This is a genomic window from Amycolatopsis sp. NPDC059021, assembly GCF_042739895.1.
GTDB lineage: Bacteria > Actinomycetota > Actinomycetes > Mycobacteriales > Pseudonocardiaceae > Amycolatopsis.
Genome location: NZ_JBHYIQ010000031.1, coordinates 1 through 16964, shown reverse-complemented (window position 1 = coordinate 16964; position 16964 = coordinate 1). Strand labels below are relative to the sequence as shown.

Annotated in this window: 9 protein-coding genes; 5 read left to right on the top strand and 4 right to left on the bottom strand. The window is 70.2% G+C overall.

Translation table 11 applies throughout. From position 1 onward, the window contains the following. Positions 1 to 379 precede the first annotated feature (379 nt). Both ACFWX1_RS19775 and ACFWX1_RS19770 read left to right on the top strand, forming a co-directional pair. Positions 380 to 1669 (top strand): helix-turn-helix domain-containing protein, encoded by a 1290-nt coding sequence (locus ACFWX1_RS19775; RefSeq protein WP_378389236.1) that lies wholly within the window; start codon positions 380 to 382, stop codon positions 1667 to 1669. A gap of 20 nt (positions 1670 to 1689) precedes the next feature. Continuing rightward, positions 1690 to 6564 carry an AAA family ATPase gene (locus ACFWX1_RS19770; RefSeq protein WP_378389234.1) on the top strand — a complete coding sequence of 1625 codons (4875 nt, stop codon included), beginning with the start codon at positions 1690 to 1692 and terminating at the stop codon, positions 6562 to 6564. Between the two features lie 9 nt (positions 6565 to 6573). On the opposite strand, the gene ACFWX1_RS19765 is transcribed toward ACFWX1_RS19770, so the two are convergent. Genes ACFWX1_RS19765 through ACFWX1_RS19750 form a run of 4 tightly spaced genes read right to left on the bottom strand, consistent with a single transcriptional unit; the run spans position 6574 to position 13855 of the window. Further along, positions 6574 to 9507 carry a PKD domain-containing protein gene (locus ACFWX1_RS19765; RefSeq protein WP_378389232.1) on the bottom strand — a complete coding sequence of 978 codons (2934 nt, stop codon included), beginning with the start codon at positions 9505 to 9507 and terminating at the stop codon, positions 6574 to 6576. Positions 9508 to 9511: 4 nt separating this feature from the next. After that, a complete protein-coding gene (locus ACFWX1_RS19760; protein ID WP_378389230.1) occupies positions 9512 to 11713 on the bottom strand; it encodes a transglutaminaseTgpA domain-containing protein in 2202 nt (733 codons plus the stop codon). Beyond that, entirely contained in the window at positions 11710 to 12879 is a 1170-nt protein-coding gene (locus ACFWX1_RS19755; RefSeq protein ID WP_378389228.1) for a DUF58 domain-containing protein, read from the bottom strand. Before ACFWX1_RS19755 ends, ACFWX1_RS19760 begins: the two co-directional genes overlap by 4 nt. A gap of 7 nt (positions 12880 to 12886) precedes the next feature. Continuing rightward, positions 12887 to 13855, bottom strand: coding sequence for an AAA family ATPase (locus ACFWX1_RS19750; RefSeq protein WP_378389226.1), 969 nt, complete (start codon positions 13853 to 13855; stop codon positions 12887 to 12889). Between the two features lie 259 nt (positions 13856 to 14114). Here ACFWX1_RS19750 and ACFWX1_RS19745 point away from each other — a divergent pair, with 259 nt between their 5' ends. The 3 genes from ACFWX1_RS19745 to ACFWX1_RS19735 all read left to right on the top strand — a co-directional run bounded on the left by ACFWX1_RS19745 (position 14115) and on the right by ACFWX1_RS19735 (position 16833). After that, entirely contained in the window at positions 14115 to 15275 is a 1161-nt protein-coding gene (locus ACFWX1_RS19745) for a branched-chain amino acid ABC transporter substrate-binding protein (RefSeq protein WP_378389365.1), read from the top strand. A gap of 87 nt (positions 15276 to 15362) precedes the next feature. Beyond that, on the top strand, positions 15363 to 16247 hold the full coding sequence (locus ACFWX1_RS19740; RefSeq protein ID WP_378389224.1) for a methyltransferase domain-containing protein: 885 nt from the start codon (positions 15363 to 15365) through the stop codon (positions 16245 to 16247). A 34-nt stretch (positions 16248 to 16281) separates the two neighbouring features. Next, entirely contained in the window at positions 16282 to 16833 is a 552-nt protein-coding gene (locus tag ACFWX1_RS19735) for a CGNR zinc finger domain-containing protein (RefSeq protein WP_378389222.1), read from the top strand. The last annotated feature ends 131 nt before the right edge of the window (positions 16834 to 16964 follow it).

The window sequence follows — 16964 nt, the reverse complement described above, 5'->3', positions numbered from 1 at the left end:
TTGTTTAAACGACCCGGGGGGGGGGGGGGGGCGGGTGGGGGGGGCTCCCGCGGGCCCCCCGGCGGGCCCGGCCCCGGGCCACGGAGGGTGCAGGGCGGAATCCGGGGTCGAAACTGGGCGGTATGCACCAAGATCCGCGCCATTTCGCGCAGAACGGGCTCACCGGCGGGGCACTCGTCGGCAGGGACCCCACCCACCCCACACGTATCGCGATGGGCGGGCGGCGCCTGCCCGCCGCCGATATCGATGCGTGCCGATCGCGCCGCGGGGCTGTGCCGGGACGGCCGCGCCCCATAGCCTCGGGTACGGGGTCGCCGCCGGAAGCGCGGAGGACCCTCTGCTCGTGCGGTTTCGCGGGACGCGGATGGGGAGGGCGGGGATGGCCGAAGAACCGGGCACCGTGGGAACGGAACTCCGGCGGTTGCGGACGGCCGCGGGGCTTTCGCTGGCGGAACTCGCCCGGCGGGTCCACTACAACAAGGGCTATCTCGGCAGGATCGAGACCGGGGAGAAACCGGCCGGGATGGAAGTGGCCCGCCGCTGCGACGCGGCACTGGCGGCCGACGGGAAACTGGCCGCGCTGGTCGCCAAGGCCCGGCCGCCCGAACCGGCCGTGGTGCCCGAGGCCGCTCCCGACGGCGGGGTGTGGGTGATGAGCATGGGGCCGGACGGTTCGAGCAACCTGGTGCCGATGAGCCGCCGGGACGCCCTCGCGATGGGCGCGGCGTCGGTGCTGGCGCTGAGTGTCGGCGCGCCGGGGAACGCGGCGGCCGCCGGGCAGGAGACGACGATCGCGGCGTTCCGCGCCTTGTTCGAGCAGACCCGGCGGCTGGGGCAGACCAGCAGCCCGAGCGTGGTCCTGCCGATCGTGGTCGCGCAGACGCACGCCCTGCGCGGCCTGGCCGGCTCGGCGGCGGCATCGTCGCGCGCGGAGCTGCTGCGGCTGGCGGCGCGGTACGCCGAGTACGCCGGGTGGATGACGCAGGAGGCGGGGGACGAGCGGGGTGCGTTGTGGTGGACCGAAACCGCGGTGGAAATGGCCTCGGCCGCCGGTGACGCCGAACTCTCGACCTACGCGCTGATCCGGCGCGCGTTGATCACGTTGTACCGCGAGGACGCCGCCGGCACCATCGACCTGGCCCAGCAGGCACTGGCCGGTTCGCGGACCCCGCCGCGGATCCGCGGCCTCGCCGCGCTGCGCGAGGCCCAGGGCCACGCACTGGCCTGCGACTACGACCGATGCCGGCACGCGCTGGATCGCGCCGCGGGCCTGCTGGACACCTCCGACGGCCAGGAGATCGGGCCGGCGTCGGTCAGCGGTACCGGGATGGTCGCGGTGGTCACCGGCTGGTGCATGCACGATCTGGGCCGTCCGGCGGAGGCCGGGGAGATCCTCGACCGTCAGCTGGCGCTCGTCTCGCCCGAGGCCCGGCGGGTGCACGCCCGGTTCGGCGCCCGCCGGGCGCTGGCCTACGCCAGCGGCGGGGAGGTCGACCATGCCTGCGCGCTGGCGGAGCAGGCGATCGAGAGCGCGCTGCTGGTGGATTCGGCCACGGTCCGGACGGATCTGCGGCGGCTCGCCAGGACGCTGACCCGCTGGCACACCCATCCGCCCGTCCGCGAGCTGTACCCCCGGCTCACCGCGGCGTTGCGCACACCGGCGGTGTAGCGGAAGAGCCAGGGGGAGACATGGGTGGCATCTTCGTCAACTACCGCACCGACGACGGCGATTTCGCGGCCACGCTCATCGCCGGGGCGCTCACGACGCGGTTCGGCGCCGAGCACGTGTTCCTCGCCAGCCGGACGATCCGTCCCGGCCAGGACTTCGCCGAGCGGATACTGGACTGGCTGAGCCGGTGCGACGTCGTCCTGGTGGTGATCGGGCCGCGCTGGCTCACCTGCACCACCCGGCACGGCGGGCGCCGGATCGACGATCCCGGGGACTGGGTCCGCCGCGAACTCGCCGAGGCGCTGCGCCGCGGGGTGCGGGTGATCCCGGTCTTCCTCGACCACACCAAGGTCCTCACCGAAACCGACCTGCCCGCCGACGTCGCGGCGCTGGCGCGCTGCCAGTACCTGCGCCTGCACCACCGCAACGACGTCCAGGATCTCGCCAAGCTGGTCGGCGAGCTGACGGATCTGGTGCCGGGACTCGTCCTCCGGCGGGCCTTCGCCACCCCTCGCGCCCCGACCGCGAACCTGGTGCCCAGCGCGTGGCTGCGCGCCGAATACCGGCTGGTGCCCTTCACCGGCCGCGACGCCGAACTCGCCGACCTGCTCAGCTGGGTGAACGAACCCGCGCCGGTTTCCGCCTCTCTGATCAGCGGGCCACCGGGGCAGGGCAAGACACGCCTCGCCCAGCAGCTGTGTGAGCGGCTCACCGGTCAGGGCTGGACCGCCGGGATCGTCCACGAGAACGCCACCGCCGCCGATCTCGCCACCCTCGCCACCGTCAACAACCAGGTGCTCGTGGTCATCGACGAGGCCGAGAGCCACTTCGACCAGACCCGTGCCCTCGCCACGGCGTTGGTGGAGCGCTCCACCAACGCTCCCCAGGCGCGGCTGCTGTTGCTCAGCCGTCAGAGCGGCGAACGGCTCCAGCGCCTTCACACGCCCGGGAACGACCGCGTCGCCAGCCTTTTCCACACGCTGGACAATCACAGCCTGGCCCCGCTCGCCCGCACCGAAGCCGAACGCGAGGCCGAGTTCCGCCGCGCCCTCGACGCTTTCGCCGGCTACCTCGAACTTCCCGTTCCCGGCCTCGCTCCGCCGGAGGATCTGGCCCAGCCGCGCTATGGCAGCGCACGGGTCCTGCACGCCGTCGCCCTCAGCGCCTTGCTGGAGCACCATCGCGACGCCGGTCAGGACCGGGCATCCGTGCCCGCCGCGGATCCCGGCCTGCACCGCGCGGCGCATCCGGAATGTCCCTACCGCGGCCTCGAACCCTTCCAGGAACAGGACGCGCCGTACTTCTGCGGCCGGGATCCGCAGATCCGGCAGCTCCACCAGCTCCTCGGCCGGCATCGCCTCGTCATGGTCATCGGGGCCTCCGGCAGCGGGAAATCCTCCCTCGTCCGGGCGGGTGTCCTGCCCGCGCTGCGCCAGGAAAACACGACACTGGCGGTGTTCCGGCCCGTCCCCGGCGTCGAGCCACTCGAGCTGCTGGCCTACGCGGTGCGGCCGGTCGTCGGGGTGGACCGCACCACCGCGCTCACCGCCCAGGACATCCCGTTGCTGGCGGACACCATCGCCGACACGGTCGGCAGCCTCGTCCTGTTCGCCGACCAGTTCGAGGAGCTCGTCGCCACCGATCCCCTGGCGGCCAAGGAGTTGCTCGACCTGCTGGCGCGGCTGGTGCAGGCCGCGCCGTCCCGTCCGGCGCAGCCGCCCGCCATCCGCGCGATCGTCACCGGCCGCTCGGCGGACCTCGACGAGATCCTGACCAGCGAGCTGGCCCCGGTGCTGCACACCGTCGCCGTCCCCAGGATGGGAGCGGCGGAACTGCGGGCCGCGATCGCCGGTCCTGTCGACCGTCCGCTCGTCTCCTTCGAGCCAGGACTGGTCGAACGCATCATCGCCGACGCACTGGACGCCCCGGGGCAGCTGCCGCTCGTCGAATTCGCGCTCACCCGGCTCTGGGAGTCCCAGCACGGCGCCACCTTGGCCCACCAGGCCTACGACGAACTCGGCGGTGTCGCCGGAGCGCTGGCCGCCTACGCCGAAGAAGTGCACAGCGAACGGCTCACCGACGGCGAACGGGCACTGGCCCGCCGGGTGCTGGTGCAGCTGGCCCGGCCCGGGGAGGACGGGACCTTCACCCTTTCCCCGGCCCAGCTGGAGCACCTCGACGCCGAATCCCGGGACCTGGCCAGGAAACTGGCCGCGCACCGGCTCGTCGTGATCCGGCAGGACCCCGGTCACCCCGCGGTCATCGCCCTCGCCCACGAAGCCCTTGTCCAGCAATGGCGGCAGCTGCGCGAATGGCTGGCCGCCGCCCGCGAATTCCGCGTCTGGCAGGAACAACTCAGGCTCTCCCTCACCCAATGGCGGCAGTCCGGGGAAGACCCGCACACCTTGCTCCGTGGCACGACACTGACGACCGCGGAGACCTGGCTGAGCACCGATCCCACCGGTCTCACCGACGACGAACGGGCCTACATCGCCGCGAGCCGTACCCATCAGCGCAGGGGAACCCGCCGCTGGCGCATGATCACCGCACTGATCACGGTGCTCGCGCTGGCCGCCACCGCCTCCGCGATCTTCGCGCTGGACAAGAACCGGCAACTCGCCGACCAGCTCCGCCGCGCCTCCGCCGTCTCCCTCGGCCAGGAAGCGGGGCGGCGCAACGAAAGCGAGCCGCTCACCGCCCTGCAGCTCGCCCAGGCCGCGTGGAAGGCGGACCCGACCAGGCCCGAGGCCTACGCCGCACTCCTGCAGCAGTACCTCAAATACGCCGACGTCGAACAGATCCGGACCGGACTGTGGTCCGGGGTGGTCGCGCAGGTCGCGGCCACCCCCGACGGCCATACGACCGCGGTGGCCGAAGAGGACGGGAGGATCACGGTCTGGACCGCGTTGTCCGGTCCCGCCCCGGAACGCTGGTTCGTGACCACCATCCCGACTCTGGCCGGGCTCCGGCTCAGTACCGACGGCCGATGGCTGGCCGCATTGGACGACCACGGCGGAATCACCCTGTGGGACACCGCCAGGCACAGCGGGCCGCTGCCGCTGCGCGCACCGGAAACCGCCGGGCCCGCGACCGTGCTCAGCGCCCGGTTCTCCCCGGACGGAAGATTCCTCGTCGACACCGTCCGCACCGGCGGCGGGGCGGACGGAACTCGCCAAGGCGTCGTGGAGGTGTGGGATGTCCTGCAACGCAGTCAGGTACCGAATCAGGTGACCGGCCCGGGAGGTGAGACCGCCGTACTCGGTGTCGAGCCGGATGGTAAGCGAGCGTGGTTTCGTGAAGACCGGCCGGACCGGACACGGCCCGTCGTCCTGCGCGATCTGACCACCGGCGGGGAACTCCGCGTGATCTCCTCCGGTTTCGTGACGCCGGGCGGTGCCGTCGCCGAATGCCGGAAAGGGCAGCCGTACAGTCAGTTGACGGTCCAGGACGCGGCTAGCGGCGCGGTGCGTTTCACCCGATCTCTGCTCGACTGTCCCGCAGGCGATGCCGAAGTCACAGACTTGAGCGGCGAGTACGCGGTGCTGAGAACGGGCTCGCCGGACGACGCGTTCCAGCAAGTCAAACTGATGAATCTGAACAACGGCAACACTTACTCGATCCGCGTTCCTCCGCCGAGCCGCACCAAGCGACGCGCCTTGCCACAGAACGACTCCTCACCGATCATGGCGCTCAGCGACGGCTCCGCCGCGCCTGCGGTCTTCATGTTCTACGGGGACGTGCTGCTCAGGTTCCGCGTCCCCGATCTGGTCGGGGAAACCGAACAATCCGGATCGGCGCGGGATGTGGGTGCCGCTGTCCTGAGCCCGGACGGTGAGTCGCTGCTGACGGTGTCCCGCGCGGGGGAGCCGGGTGCGCGGGCAGGGGCGAAGCTGCGGCTGTTCGCGGTGCGTGGCCACGGCCAGGTCGCCGGGGAAGCGCGGGAATCCGCGGGTGGCCTGCCCTTGGCGGGCGCGCCCGGTCTGGCGTTCAGCGGGGACGGCAAGATGATCTTCGCTCCGCTGGAACGAGGACTGCTCGCGGTGATCTCCACCGCCGATCTCGCCGTCCTCCGGACGATCCCGCTGGCGAGGCCCGGCTCCGGTGAAGGAGAGATCGCGTTCGACGAGACCATGTCGATAGTGTCGTTGGGCCCCGATGAAGTCGCCGTGATACGCGGCCACGAGTTCAACGTATGGAAGGCGAGCACCGGAGAGCGATACCCACTCCCGGCGTCCTTGTCCCCACGTGGAATGGTGAACTACGTCCCCTTCGGCTATCGCTTCAAGATGATCACCGGTCCCGTGAACGCCGGTCGGCTGCTGGTCGTCACTCCGGACGCTGTCCAGTCGTGGAAGCGGAGATCGGTGCCGCAGCCCGGGAATGGTGATCCGCGAGAACGGCCGGAGGCCTCCTTCGCCCCTCGGTGGGGTTTTCCGACGCCCGATGTCGTGGCCGACTCCATCATGCGGCGAGTCGCCGTTCACTACGCCGATATCGGACGGCTGCACGTCTGGAACCCCGAACAGAATACCGTTTCGAAAGCCGTTCCGACCCCGGGTGACCTGTCTCTGGTGGGGTTCGCGCAGGAGGACAAGGTGATCTTCGGTACGGGGAACGGTGCCATCGAGATCCGGAACGTCGACAATGGAGATCGCGTCGCCGTGCCGCGCTTCCCTGGCTCCCCCGGTAAATGGATGGTGCACGAGAACCGGCTGGTGGCGGTTGCCGCGGACGGCTTCTTCTCGGTGGACATGAGTCCTCGGCGGTGGGCCGACCAGTTGTGCCGGTTGAACGACCGGCCCTACTCCGCGGCTGAACGCGAACTCCTGCCCGCCGGAACCGACCTCGCGGCCCCCTGTTCCGTGATCGACGGCGGGAAGGCGCTGGGGAAGTGATGGATCGCGCTAGTCGCATTTCACGCCGCGGCACCCCATCGGGTCGTCGCGGGACACGTTCCCTTCGCTGTGCTCGACGGTGTCGTCCTCCGCGTTGATGCCATACCGCGCGTTGCCCTGGGTGTGGTTGTAGGACACAGTGATATGAGCTGTGCCGCCCTTCCATATTTCGAGACCGTCCCGCCCCGGGAAGCTGGAGGTTGGATTGAATCCGTTTGATGTGAAGACGTTATGGGAAATGTTGACGACGCCTCGGCTGAAACTTTCGTCCGCGTTCGCTACTACGCCACTGCCTCCGGTTCTCGTGAAGGAATTTTCTGTCAGTTGGACCAGGTCGCCGTAGCGAATGTGTATGGCATTGCCGGGCGATTCGGTAAATGTGTTTCCGGATATGCGTACCGAACCTTCGATCACCATTACCAAACTTCGAAGAAAGCTGTTATTTATTATGGTTGAATTCGTTGCTGCAATGAGGCCGATGTGCTGGGTATTTGTATTGTCCTTTGCGGTTGCTGTCAGGCAGCCGAGGCCGTATTGCTCGATCTTTACTTCGTTTGCGTATTCAATTGTTACCGACGAATCCGCTGAATCGGTGATTTGGGACGAACATTCGATGTATCGAGTATGAATGGTGCCACCGTGGATTGTGCACAAGCTCTTTTTTCCGCAGTTCGCGGGTTTCCAGCTGCCATAGCCCGTAAGGTTCGAGTCTTCAATGGTGACAGTTGATTCGTCTTCGAAGTCGAATGGACCGTAGGTATTCACCGTGGTGTTGCGGATCAGCAGGTCGTGCGCCTGGCTGCTGCTCAAGCCGTTGAACTCGTCGTACTGTGATTCCTGTGGTGAAGTCACCGCCATGTTGAGGATGGACGCCCGGTCCACATTGGTTGCCTCGATGCCGGTCGAGAATCTGGTGACCGTGCCGTTCTTGACGGTGATGTTCGCCAGCTTCCGGGATGCTTTGACGAGGATCCCCTTGGTGGCTTTCCTTGGATTTTCCGAGGTGATCGTGTAACCGCCGAGGTCGAGGGTGAGATCACTGGCGGCGATGGTGAGCGCGACATCGTCCGCGCAGTTCAAGTCGTGTTTCAGGATGGTGTCGGTCGTGATGACGTCCCCGCACCGCGCCTCGTGCATGCGTGGGGCGACCTGGACGGTCCGGGACTTCTGGTCGGAACCAGCGGGAGAGGTGACTTTGAGCGTCACGGTGTAAGTCCCGGTGGTGGGGAAGGTGTACTGGAACTGAGGAGCGTCGGAGGTCGTTTCGATTCCCCGGTCGCCGGTGATGGTCCACGCCCAGGCATGGGGACGTCCGCCCGTCAGATCGGCGCTGAAGGACACCCGCTCGTCCACATGCGGTTTCTCCGGGGCCATCAGGATTTGCGCGACGCGCGGTGGGGCGTCGGGCGAGTCGATGGTGATCCGCGCCGCGGCATGAACCTGCCGCCCGGTGGAGAGGGTGGCGGTGACGCCGACGGAGTAGGTTCCCGGGCGGTTCCACCGATGATGCACGGTGATGCCCCGGGCACCACCGGTCTCATCACCGAAGCCCCACTGCGCGTCGGCGATGCTCGCGGCGCCGTGGGGGACGACGGTGAACCGGAAGTCTTCCCCGACGAGCCCGTGATCGCGCGGGCCGACCTCGATCGCCACCGTGGTGTCGCTGAGCGGGCCGGGCGGTTTCTCCGTACCGCCCGGCCCGACCACGGGGGGCACGTTGTCCGGCGGGCCGGTGGGAACGGGATTGGGTGGGCCGACCGGCGGAGACTGCCCCGGGGTGTTTCCCACGTCGGCGTTCTGCGCGGTGTTCCGGCCGGGATTCGGCGGTGCGTACTTGCTGATGGGACGTACTCGTCCGTCGAGTTCGAGGACGCCGGCGTGCTCGGTGCCGGGGTCGTTGTAGAAGACCTTCCCGTCACGGGTCAGCAGGTCGAAGCGCAACGGGTGGTCGAACAAGCGCCGTTCGATGGTCCGCTGGTCAGTGAGGTCGACGATCCAGGCACGCCCGGTCGCGTAGTCGGGTACGACGGCGTGCTCATCGGTCTCGACGGCGGCACCGAGGTCCGGGCTCGCCGCGCCGAGCGGGATCGGGGGCGCGCAGGACCCGGTACCGAACGCGCATACCAGCAGCTGTCCGGGCGCCGAGATCAGCAACCTGGGGGTGTGCGGGGAGCCGGCGACGGCGAGGGTGTCACCGGACGGTGTGTCGACGGGGATCGTCTGGAGGACCGCGCCGGTTTCCGGATCGAGGAGTTCGGCGGTGTGCCGCGCGGGATCGAGCACGGCGGGGCGGTCGCCGGTCAGGACGAGACGGCTGCCGTCGGGCGTGGCGGCGCGGGGCCGCGTGTGGCGGGTGCCGTCGGCGAACCAGATCAAATCACCGGTGCGGTGGTCGAGTAACCAGAGGCGGCCTTGCCGATCCACGGCCGGCTCGTCGGGTGCGACCCGGGCGGCCAGCGGCCGCGGGGGATCGCGCGGTGCCAGGGTCCGGGAATCGATGGTGGTGAGCAGCTCGCGATCCGCGTCGAGGGTGTAGACCGCGCGAGGGCCCGGCATCAGGGTCAGCTGCCGGCCGGCGGTGGCGACGGGGGGTTTCGGCGGGCTGGGCTCGAGGGTCGCGCCGTCGACCCGGACGACGGTGCCGTGCGAACGGTCGAGCGCGTACCCCGTCGCGTCTTCCTGGGCGGCTTGGAGGGAACTGCCGGGAGCGGCGACGGGGACGCCGGCGGCCGCTTCCGCGGACGCGCCGTCGAGCAGGGTGAGCTGCCCGACCTGGTCGGAGGCGACCCAGACGGTGCCGCCGCGCAGGCGCAGCTGGGGCGCGGGGCTGGGGCGATCCGAGCCGACGATGACGAATCCGGCCAGGAGCGTGGTGACCCCGAGGGCTCCGGCGACGAGCCGCAGCCGGGCGGAGGTGAAGCGGTGCAGGAGACGGTGTGCCATACGATCACCCCTGAGGCGGAGATTTCCGGGCTCCGCGCCGCTGAGGCCACAGCGGTCGCGGGTCGAGTCGTGCGAGCAGCCGGCGCACCGGCCGGCGCGTGTACAGCTCCTCGCGTAGCCGGGCTTCCAGAACCCAGGCCTGCCGGACGGCTTCGTCGCCGGGGACGTCGCGAGCGAACACCGCGGCGGTCGCCAGCGGCGCGAGTGCCGTGACGGCGCCGGTGGCCGGGCCGAGCACGCTGGTGGCGTGGCGGGCGGCCTCGCCGGCGGTCATCGACCTCGTCATCGTGACGCCGCGTTCGCGCAGCCGGTCCACGGCTTCGTGCCAGGCGCCCAGAATCCGGGCCGGATTCCCCTCGGCGTGGCGACGCCGGTGCCGTCGTCCGGCCTTCGCCCCCACGATCAGCGTCGCCGTCAGCGCGCCGCAGGCCAGCGCCAGAACGGCGGCGAGTACCGGGCCACGCGGCGCGGACGACGGCCGGGCGTCTCCCGGTGTCCGCGGGGCGGGCAGCGGTCCCGTGTGCGGTGGGGCCACGATGGGCGGGTTGGGCCGCGGCGGGCGGGGGCCCGCCGGTGCCGCTTGGTCACCGTCGTGCGGTGCGGGCGGGGTGGTCTTGGCGGGATCGGTGGGATCGAAGGGAATCCAGCCGTAGCCGTCGAAACGCACCTCCGCCCACGCGTCCGCGTCGCGGGTGGTGACCGCCTGCGTCTCGTGCGCCCGGCCGGGCAGCCGGTAGCCGACCGCCACCCTGGCGGGGAATCCCAGCGCCCGCGCGAGGACGGCGAAGGCCGAGGCGTGCTGCTCGGCGTAGCCCGCGGCATCGGATTGTCCGCCACCGGTCACGATTCTGCTGATCGCGCCGTAGGAATGGCCGGGCGGGGCATCGAGGCGATAGGGCAGGTCACGCAGGTATCGCTCGATCGCCGCCAGTTTGCCGTAGGGGGCCGGCTCGGTCGCGGTGAGCTGGAGGGCGAGGGCCGACAGTTCCCCGGGGAGGCCGGGCAGCGCCGTGCCGGGGGAAATCGCGGGCGACGCCTGGGGGAGGGCGTGGTCCCGATCGCCGATCGCGCTCGTGAGGTCGTAGCCGAGCCCGCGCGGGAATTCCCGGTTGGTGACCAGAACCCCCGAGGCGGTGCCGATGCTGAAGTCCCCGGCGTCGACGGTCGGCCCGGCGAGCTGTGAAGGTCTGCCGAGCGCCGGAAGGAACGGCCCGCGCAGCTCGTCCACGGTGATGTGGGCCGACACCCGGCGCGTGCGCGTTTCCCCTGGCGCACCGGGAAGGTGGTGCCCCGCGGTCAGGAACCGGTCCGAGCACGTCCAGAGCACGCCGTCGAAGTCGTCCAGTGCGGCGACCCGGACCCGGTCGATCCCGGCACCGCCGTCGTCGACCCGGATCGTGAACAACCGCCGGGGCGGTTCCTCCCGCAGCTGGCTTTTCAGCGTGGCGAGCGGACTGAGCGTCTCGGCCGGTTGATGCGGCGGCGGCCAGAAAACCCGGGGATCGAAGCGATGCTCGCCCGTGGCCAGCGGCAGAAGCAGCCCGCCGACGCCGAGCAGCGCGATCACCAGGACCACCGGCACGCCGGTCCGCAGCCGGCTCAGATCCGCCGCACGATCCGTGACGGCGCCGGGAGAGCGTGCGCGGAGCACCATCAGGAGCAGCGACGCGGCCAGGAACATCGCGGTGGGAACGAACTGGAGGCCCGGTTGCCTGCCGACGAACAGCAATCCGGCGACGAACGCGAGGAGCGTGGGGGCGATCGGCAGGAGCACCGGGCGGGTGCGCAGGGCGAGGGTCACCGCGGTGGCGGCGGCGAACCAGGTGAGCAGGACCGGGGTCGCCAGGAGGTCACCGCGCACGTCGGCGGGCAGCGCCACCGTCAGCATCCTGGACCAGCTCCCGAGCACGTCCCGTGTCAGTTCCCCGGCGGTGTTCCGGCCGGGCAGACCGTGTCCGAGCACGCTGTACCAGGCCAGCAGCAGGAAACCGCCCGCCGTCACCAGCAGCGTGCGGCCTGCCCGCCACCCGCGGAACCCGGCCACCGCCGCGGTCAGCGCGCCGCCCGCCGCGGCGGCGCACAACGGCGGCAAATACTGGCCTGTAGCGAAAAACCGGCCGTACAGCAGACCGCTTGCCCCCGCCGCCACCCCGCACAGGGCGACCTCGGCGAGACGGAACCCGATGGGGGAGATGCGCGGCGTCACGGTTCTGCCCGGCGATTCCAGGCGGCCGCGAACTCGGCGCTGGTGGCCGCGGTGATCGTGAACACCCCGGGCGGAACGGCGGCGCCGTCCTCCGGTGACGGCCCGATGCACGCGAGACTGACCGCGCTGAAGCGAGGCGCCAGGACGGTGAGCACGTCCAGCCTCTCCGGGGAAGGCTGTCCGGTGACGACGGTGAGGACGGTTCCTTCGCCCGCCGGGATCAGCTCGTCCAGGAGCGGGGCCAGTCCCGGCAGACCCGGATCGCCGCTCGAGCAGCGCGCGTCGGCCAGCAGATCCAGGGCGGCCGTCGGATCGGTGTCCCAGCGCGCGAGTGGCCGATCCGGTGCGGTGCGCGGATTCGCGGTCATGAGCAGGGCCAGCGGGTAACCCGCCCGGCCCGCCGCGGCGCACAGGGAGGCCGCCACCCGCACGGCGTCCTCGAACGACGTGCCGGGGTAGGACGTGGCACCGGTGTCGAGGACGACCAGGCAATGCGGGTCGTCGGGCACCACGGTGTGCCGGACCAGCAGCGTTCCGGTCCGTGCGGTGGATTTCCAGTGGATCCGCCGCCAGTCGTCCCCGGCGCGATAGTCCCGCAGGCTGTGGAAGGCCACCCCGCCCTGGGGAGCGTTCAGGGCGGTCGGGCCCTCGGCGTCGGGAGAACCGCCCGCCGGGACCGGCGCGAGCTCGTGGATCAGCGGATGCACGTACAGCACGGACTCTTCGCCGCGGACGCGCCGGGTGCGCATCAGCCGCAACGGATCCGACCGGCCGAGCACCAGGCCGGGGAGCGTGTGCCTGCCGCGGCGTTCGGTCGGCAGGGCATACGTCGTCCCGAAAGCCCGGCCGGCGCCGAGACCGGGCAGTGGAACGACGATCCGGCGTTCCGCGACGACCTCGATCGCCTCGGCCGGAAGGCTCCGGTGGCGGCCGGTGTTCGTCACCGTCACCGTTGCCGCCGCGGGGTTTCCCTGGACGACCCGGCTGGGAGCGACCTCTCGTGACACCGCGAGCCGCGGCCGGGTCAGCGTCCACAGCGTCGCCAGCACCAGTGCCGCGACACCCGCCGAGCCGAGCATCACCAGTTCGGGGTAATCGGCCAGCGTGCCCGTGATCAGCAATGCCCCGGCGGACACCGAAACCGCGACACCGGTCGCCGTGATCACGGCGGGCTCACCGCCGTCCCATACCGGGAACCGGGACCGCGGCCAGCACTTCGCCGACGATGCTTTCCGGCCGGTGACGGCCGATCCTGGCCTCCGCGGTCAGCAGCAGGCGGTGGCCGAGCACCGGCACCGCCACCGCTTTCACGTCGTCCGCGGTGACGAATTCCCTGCCCGCCGAGACGGCGTAGGCCTGGGCGGCGACCGCGAGCGCGATGCTGCCGCGCGGGCTCACACCGAGCCTGACGTCCGAGTGGGTGCGGGTCGCCCTGGTGATCATGGCGACGTAGTTCTGCAATTCCGCCGACAGATGGGTCTTCCGCACCGCGGTGATCATCAGCCGCAGCTCGTCCAGTTCCAGTACCGGCCGCAGTTCTTCGGGCCGTCGCCGGGCCACCCCGTCGCCGATGATGGTCACCTCGTCGGTGGTGTCCGCCGGATAGCCGATGGCGATCCGCATCAGGAAGCGGTCGAGCTGCGCCTCCGGCAACGCGTAGGTTCCTTGATGCTCCACCGGATTCTGGGTCGCGATGCACAGAAACGGATCCGGCACCGCCCGCGCCTCGCCGTCCACCGTGACCTGTCCTTCGGCCATCACCTCCAGCAGGGCCGACTGGGTCTTCGGCGCGGCGCGGTTGATCTCGTCGCCCAGCAGGACATGGGCGAACACCGGTCCCGGCCGGAACTCGAAGCGTCCGCTGCCCTGGTCGTAGACCTGGACGCCGGTGACGTCGGAGGGCAGCAGGTCCGGGGTGAACTGGATCCGTTTCACCGTCGCCCCGCCGATGGACCGGGCGATCGCCTTGGCCAGCGACGTCTTCGCCACGCCCGGCACGTCTTCGATCAGGAGATGTCCCTGAGCCAGCAGGCACACCAGCGCGAGCCGGACGACCTCCGGCTTTCCCCGGACGAAACGCTCGACATTTTCGGCCAGTTCCTGAAACCGGCCGCCCAGCCGGCTCGTGTCGGACACCGGCATCCCCTCCCCAATCCCCAGCGTCCGAGGACGAATATCGGCGAACGAGCGTCGAACGTTACTCGATGATCATTACGCCGCGGTGACGAATTCCCGTCCGATGTCTCGTGCGAACGGGCGGATCACCGACCGGGGATCGCTGATCACCGCATTTGTGGTCTACCATCCCGCGGAACGGGTCAGTGTCTGTCAATCACTATGGGGAGGAAAAGTGCCGGGGACACGACTCACGCGGATCATTCTGCCCACGGTGGCCGCGTCCATGGCGGTGTCGGTGGCAATGAGCGCGTGTACCGCACGCGATCAAGGGGGTTCCGGCGGCAGCGCCACTCCGTCGGCGACCGCGCCCCAGCAGGCGCCCGACGCGGCCGATCCGAAGGGGGACGGCAAAGCCCGGTGCTCGGGGGCGACGCTGGCCTACGCCGGGACGATCAACGGCACCAGCGCGGCGCTCGGCCAGAACATCCTCTTCGGCGTCGAACTGGCGGTGAAGCAGCACAACGAGGCCAATCCCGGGTGCCAGGTCGCTTTCAAGCAGTTCGACACCGAGGGCAAGCCGGACAAGGCACCCGGTGTCGTCGCCCAGGTCATCAGCGAAACCCCGATCCTCGGGGTGATCGGCCTTCCGTTCTCCGGCGAGTCGAAGGCGACCGGTGATCTGTTCGAGCAGGCCGGGCTGGTGCACGTCACGCCGTCGGCGACGAACCCGGCGCTGGCCGACCACGGCTGGAAGACGTTCTTCCGCGGTATGGGCAACGACCTCGTGCAGGGCAAGGCCGCGGCCAAGTTCCTCACCGAGAAGCTCAAGGCGGGCAAGATCTGCGTGATCGAGGACGACTCCGAGTACGGCACGGGGCTCGGTTCGCAGGTGAAGCAGGCGCTGGGCGGCAAGGCCGCCTGCACCGACAAGGTGAAGGGCGGTCAGACCGACTTCTCCGCCGTGGTCAACAAGATGTCCAGCGAGAAGCCGGACGCGGTCTTCTACGCCGGGTACTACCCGGAGGCCGCTCCGCTCGCGCAGCAGCTCGACGACAAGGGTGTCGCCACGAAATTCGTCGGCACCGACGGGGTGAAGGATCAGGAATTCGTGAAGAACGCGGGCAACGCCGCGGGCAAAACGTATTTCACCTGCCCCTGCGTTCCGGAGGACAACTTCAAGGACTTCACCGCCGCCTACAAAAAGGTCGAAGGTCATGATCCCGGGACCTATTCGCCCGAGGGATACGACGTCGCGACGATCATGCTGAAAGGTATCGACAAAGGCGTCAAGGATCGTGCGGGCCTGCTCGATTTCGTCAGGAACTACGACGGCCAGGGCCTGACGAAGAAGTTCACATGGAACGACAAGGGCGAGCTTTCCGACGTGCCGGTCTGGAGCTACAAGGTCGAGAACGGCAGGATCGTCAACAACGGCCAGATCTGAGCGCGGTTTCCTTGCGGGCGAAGGGTTTTCGCGCGCTGCTACCGTGCCGGAGACGACTCCGGAACCCTTGCCGAGGAGGAAATGCCGATGACGATGACGGGCGATCAGGCTGTCGGCGGATACACCGGACCCACTCCCGAGGAGGTCGGCGCGACGTATGACGAGTTCGGTGATCTCTACGCGCTGACCGTCGGCGATGTGGGCGTGCACGTCGGCATGTGGTCCCGGCCCGGCGAGCGCGAGCCCGCGGCCACACTCGGCGACCTCGCGAACAGGGCCCAGGAACGGCAGACCGCCTACCACGTCGAAACCCTGGACCTGCGGGCGGGCGAACACCTGCTGGACATCGGATGCGGCACCGGGCTGCCGGCGGTCCGGATGGCCCAGCACCGCGGCGGCCGGGTCACCGGGATCACCGTCAGCGCCGCCCATCTCGCCAAGGCCGCCGAGACGGCCCGGACCTGCGGCGTCTCCGAGCGCGTCACCTTCCGCCACGGCAACGTGATGGACCTCGATTTCGAGGACGAGTCGTTCGACGCCGCCATGGCGGTCGACGTGTACGCGCACCTGTCCGATCGTCAGCGCGCCTTTCGGGAGACCGCGCGGGTGCTGCGGCCCGGTGGCCACTTCCTGCTGAACGACTTCACCCTCCGCGGGACGCCCCCGCGGGAGCAACTGGACGCGTATCTGCGGGCCTGGTGCTGCGCGCCGCCGGTCACGCTGGTGCGGACGCTGGAGATGGCGGCCGACGCGGGCCTCGAACTGATCAAGGCCGAGAGCATGACCCCCAGCTGTGCCTTCAGCGGTGAACTGATGGCGCTGCTCTACGCCGACAAGCACGACGCGATCGCCGACCGGTTCGGCCCCGAACTCACCGCGCGGATGGACGGCCTGGTGCCGCTGATGCGCTCGTTGTTCCGCGACCACTTCGGCTACTACCTGTACCTGCTGCGGAAACCCGGGCGGCGGTGAGCGCGGACCCGGCGTCACCTGTCAAGATGGTGACATGCCCTTCGAGTTCCTGTCCGGTGCCGTGGCGCTGGACTTCGTCGCCACGGTCGGGGAACGGACGACGAAGCGCACCGAAACGCTGACCGGCGTGGCGGACCTCGCCGCCTGGCTGAAGCAGGCCCGCCTCCTCGACACCCCGGTGGAGGTGACCGAGGCGGATTTGGCCGAGGCGAAGGAACTGCGCGAGGCGCTCTACGAGTATCTCGTCGCGCTCACCGCGGGTGCGCGGTTGCCCGCGGCGGCGGTGAAGGTGATCAACGCCCGCGCCGCGCATCCGACGCCGGTCGTCCGGCTGGCCGGCGGCGGCACCCCGGTGCGCGAGGGGACGGCGCGGGCAGCGCTGTCGTCCCTCGCGCGCAGCGGAATCCGGCTCGCCGGTGCCGAGACCGTGTCCGCGATCCGCTGGTGCGCCGACGATACGTGCACCCGGCCGTTCCTGGACCGCTCCCGGGGACGCCGGCGGCGCTGGTGCGGCATGAGCGGCTGCGGCGACCGGGCGAAGGCGGCCGCCTACCGGCGCCGGCGCCGGGCCTCTGCCGACCGCTGACCACCGTGTCCTTTGTGGAGGGACGGTCCGTGGGGGCCTCCTCGAGAGACTCTGGGTCCCTCAAGGAGGCCCCCCCCGACCAGCGTCGACGTCAGGGGAGGAGCAGGAGCTTGGCGGGGGTGCGGGGGCCC

What these genes read in the sequence shown, in the direction of transcription:
- ACFWX1_RS19775 (WP_378389236.1), top strand. Translation starts at nt 380, where the DNA reads ATGGCCGAAGAACCGGGCACCGTGGGAACGGAACTCCGGCGGTTGCGG.
- ACFWX1_RS19770 (WP_378389234.1), top strand. Translation starts at nt 1,690, where the DNA reads ATGGGTGGCATCTTCGTCAACTACCGCACCGACGACGGCGATTTCGCG.
- ACFWX1_RS19765 (WP_378389232.1), bottom strand. Translation starts at nt 9,507, where the DNA reads ATGGCACACCGTCTCCTGCACCGCTTCACCTCCGCCCGGCTGCGGCTC.
- ACFWX1_RS19750 (WP_378389226.1), bottom strand. Translation starts at nt 13,855, where the DNA reads ATGCCGGTGTCCGACACGAGCCGGCTGGGCGGCCGGTTTCAGGAACTG.
- ACFWX1_RS19745 (WP_378389365.1), top strand. Translation starts at nt 14,115, where the DNA reads ATGGCGGTGTCGGTGGCAATGAGCGCGTGTACCGCACGCGATCAAGGG.
- ACFWX1_RS19740 (WP_378389224.1), top strand. Translation starts at nt 15,363, where the DNA reads ATGACGATGACGGGCGATCAGGCTGTCGGCGGATACACCGGACCCACT.
- ACFWX1_RS19735 (WP_378389222.1), top strand. Translation starts at nt 16,282, where the DNA reads ATGCCCTTCGAGTTCCTGTCCGGTGCCGTGGCGCTGGACTTCGTCGCC.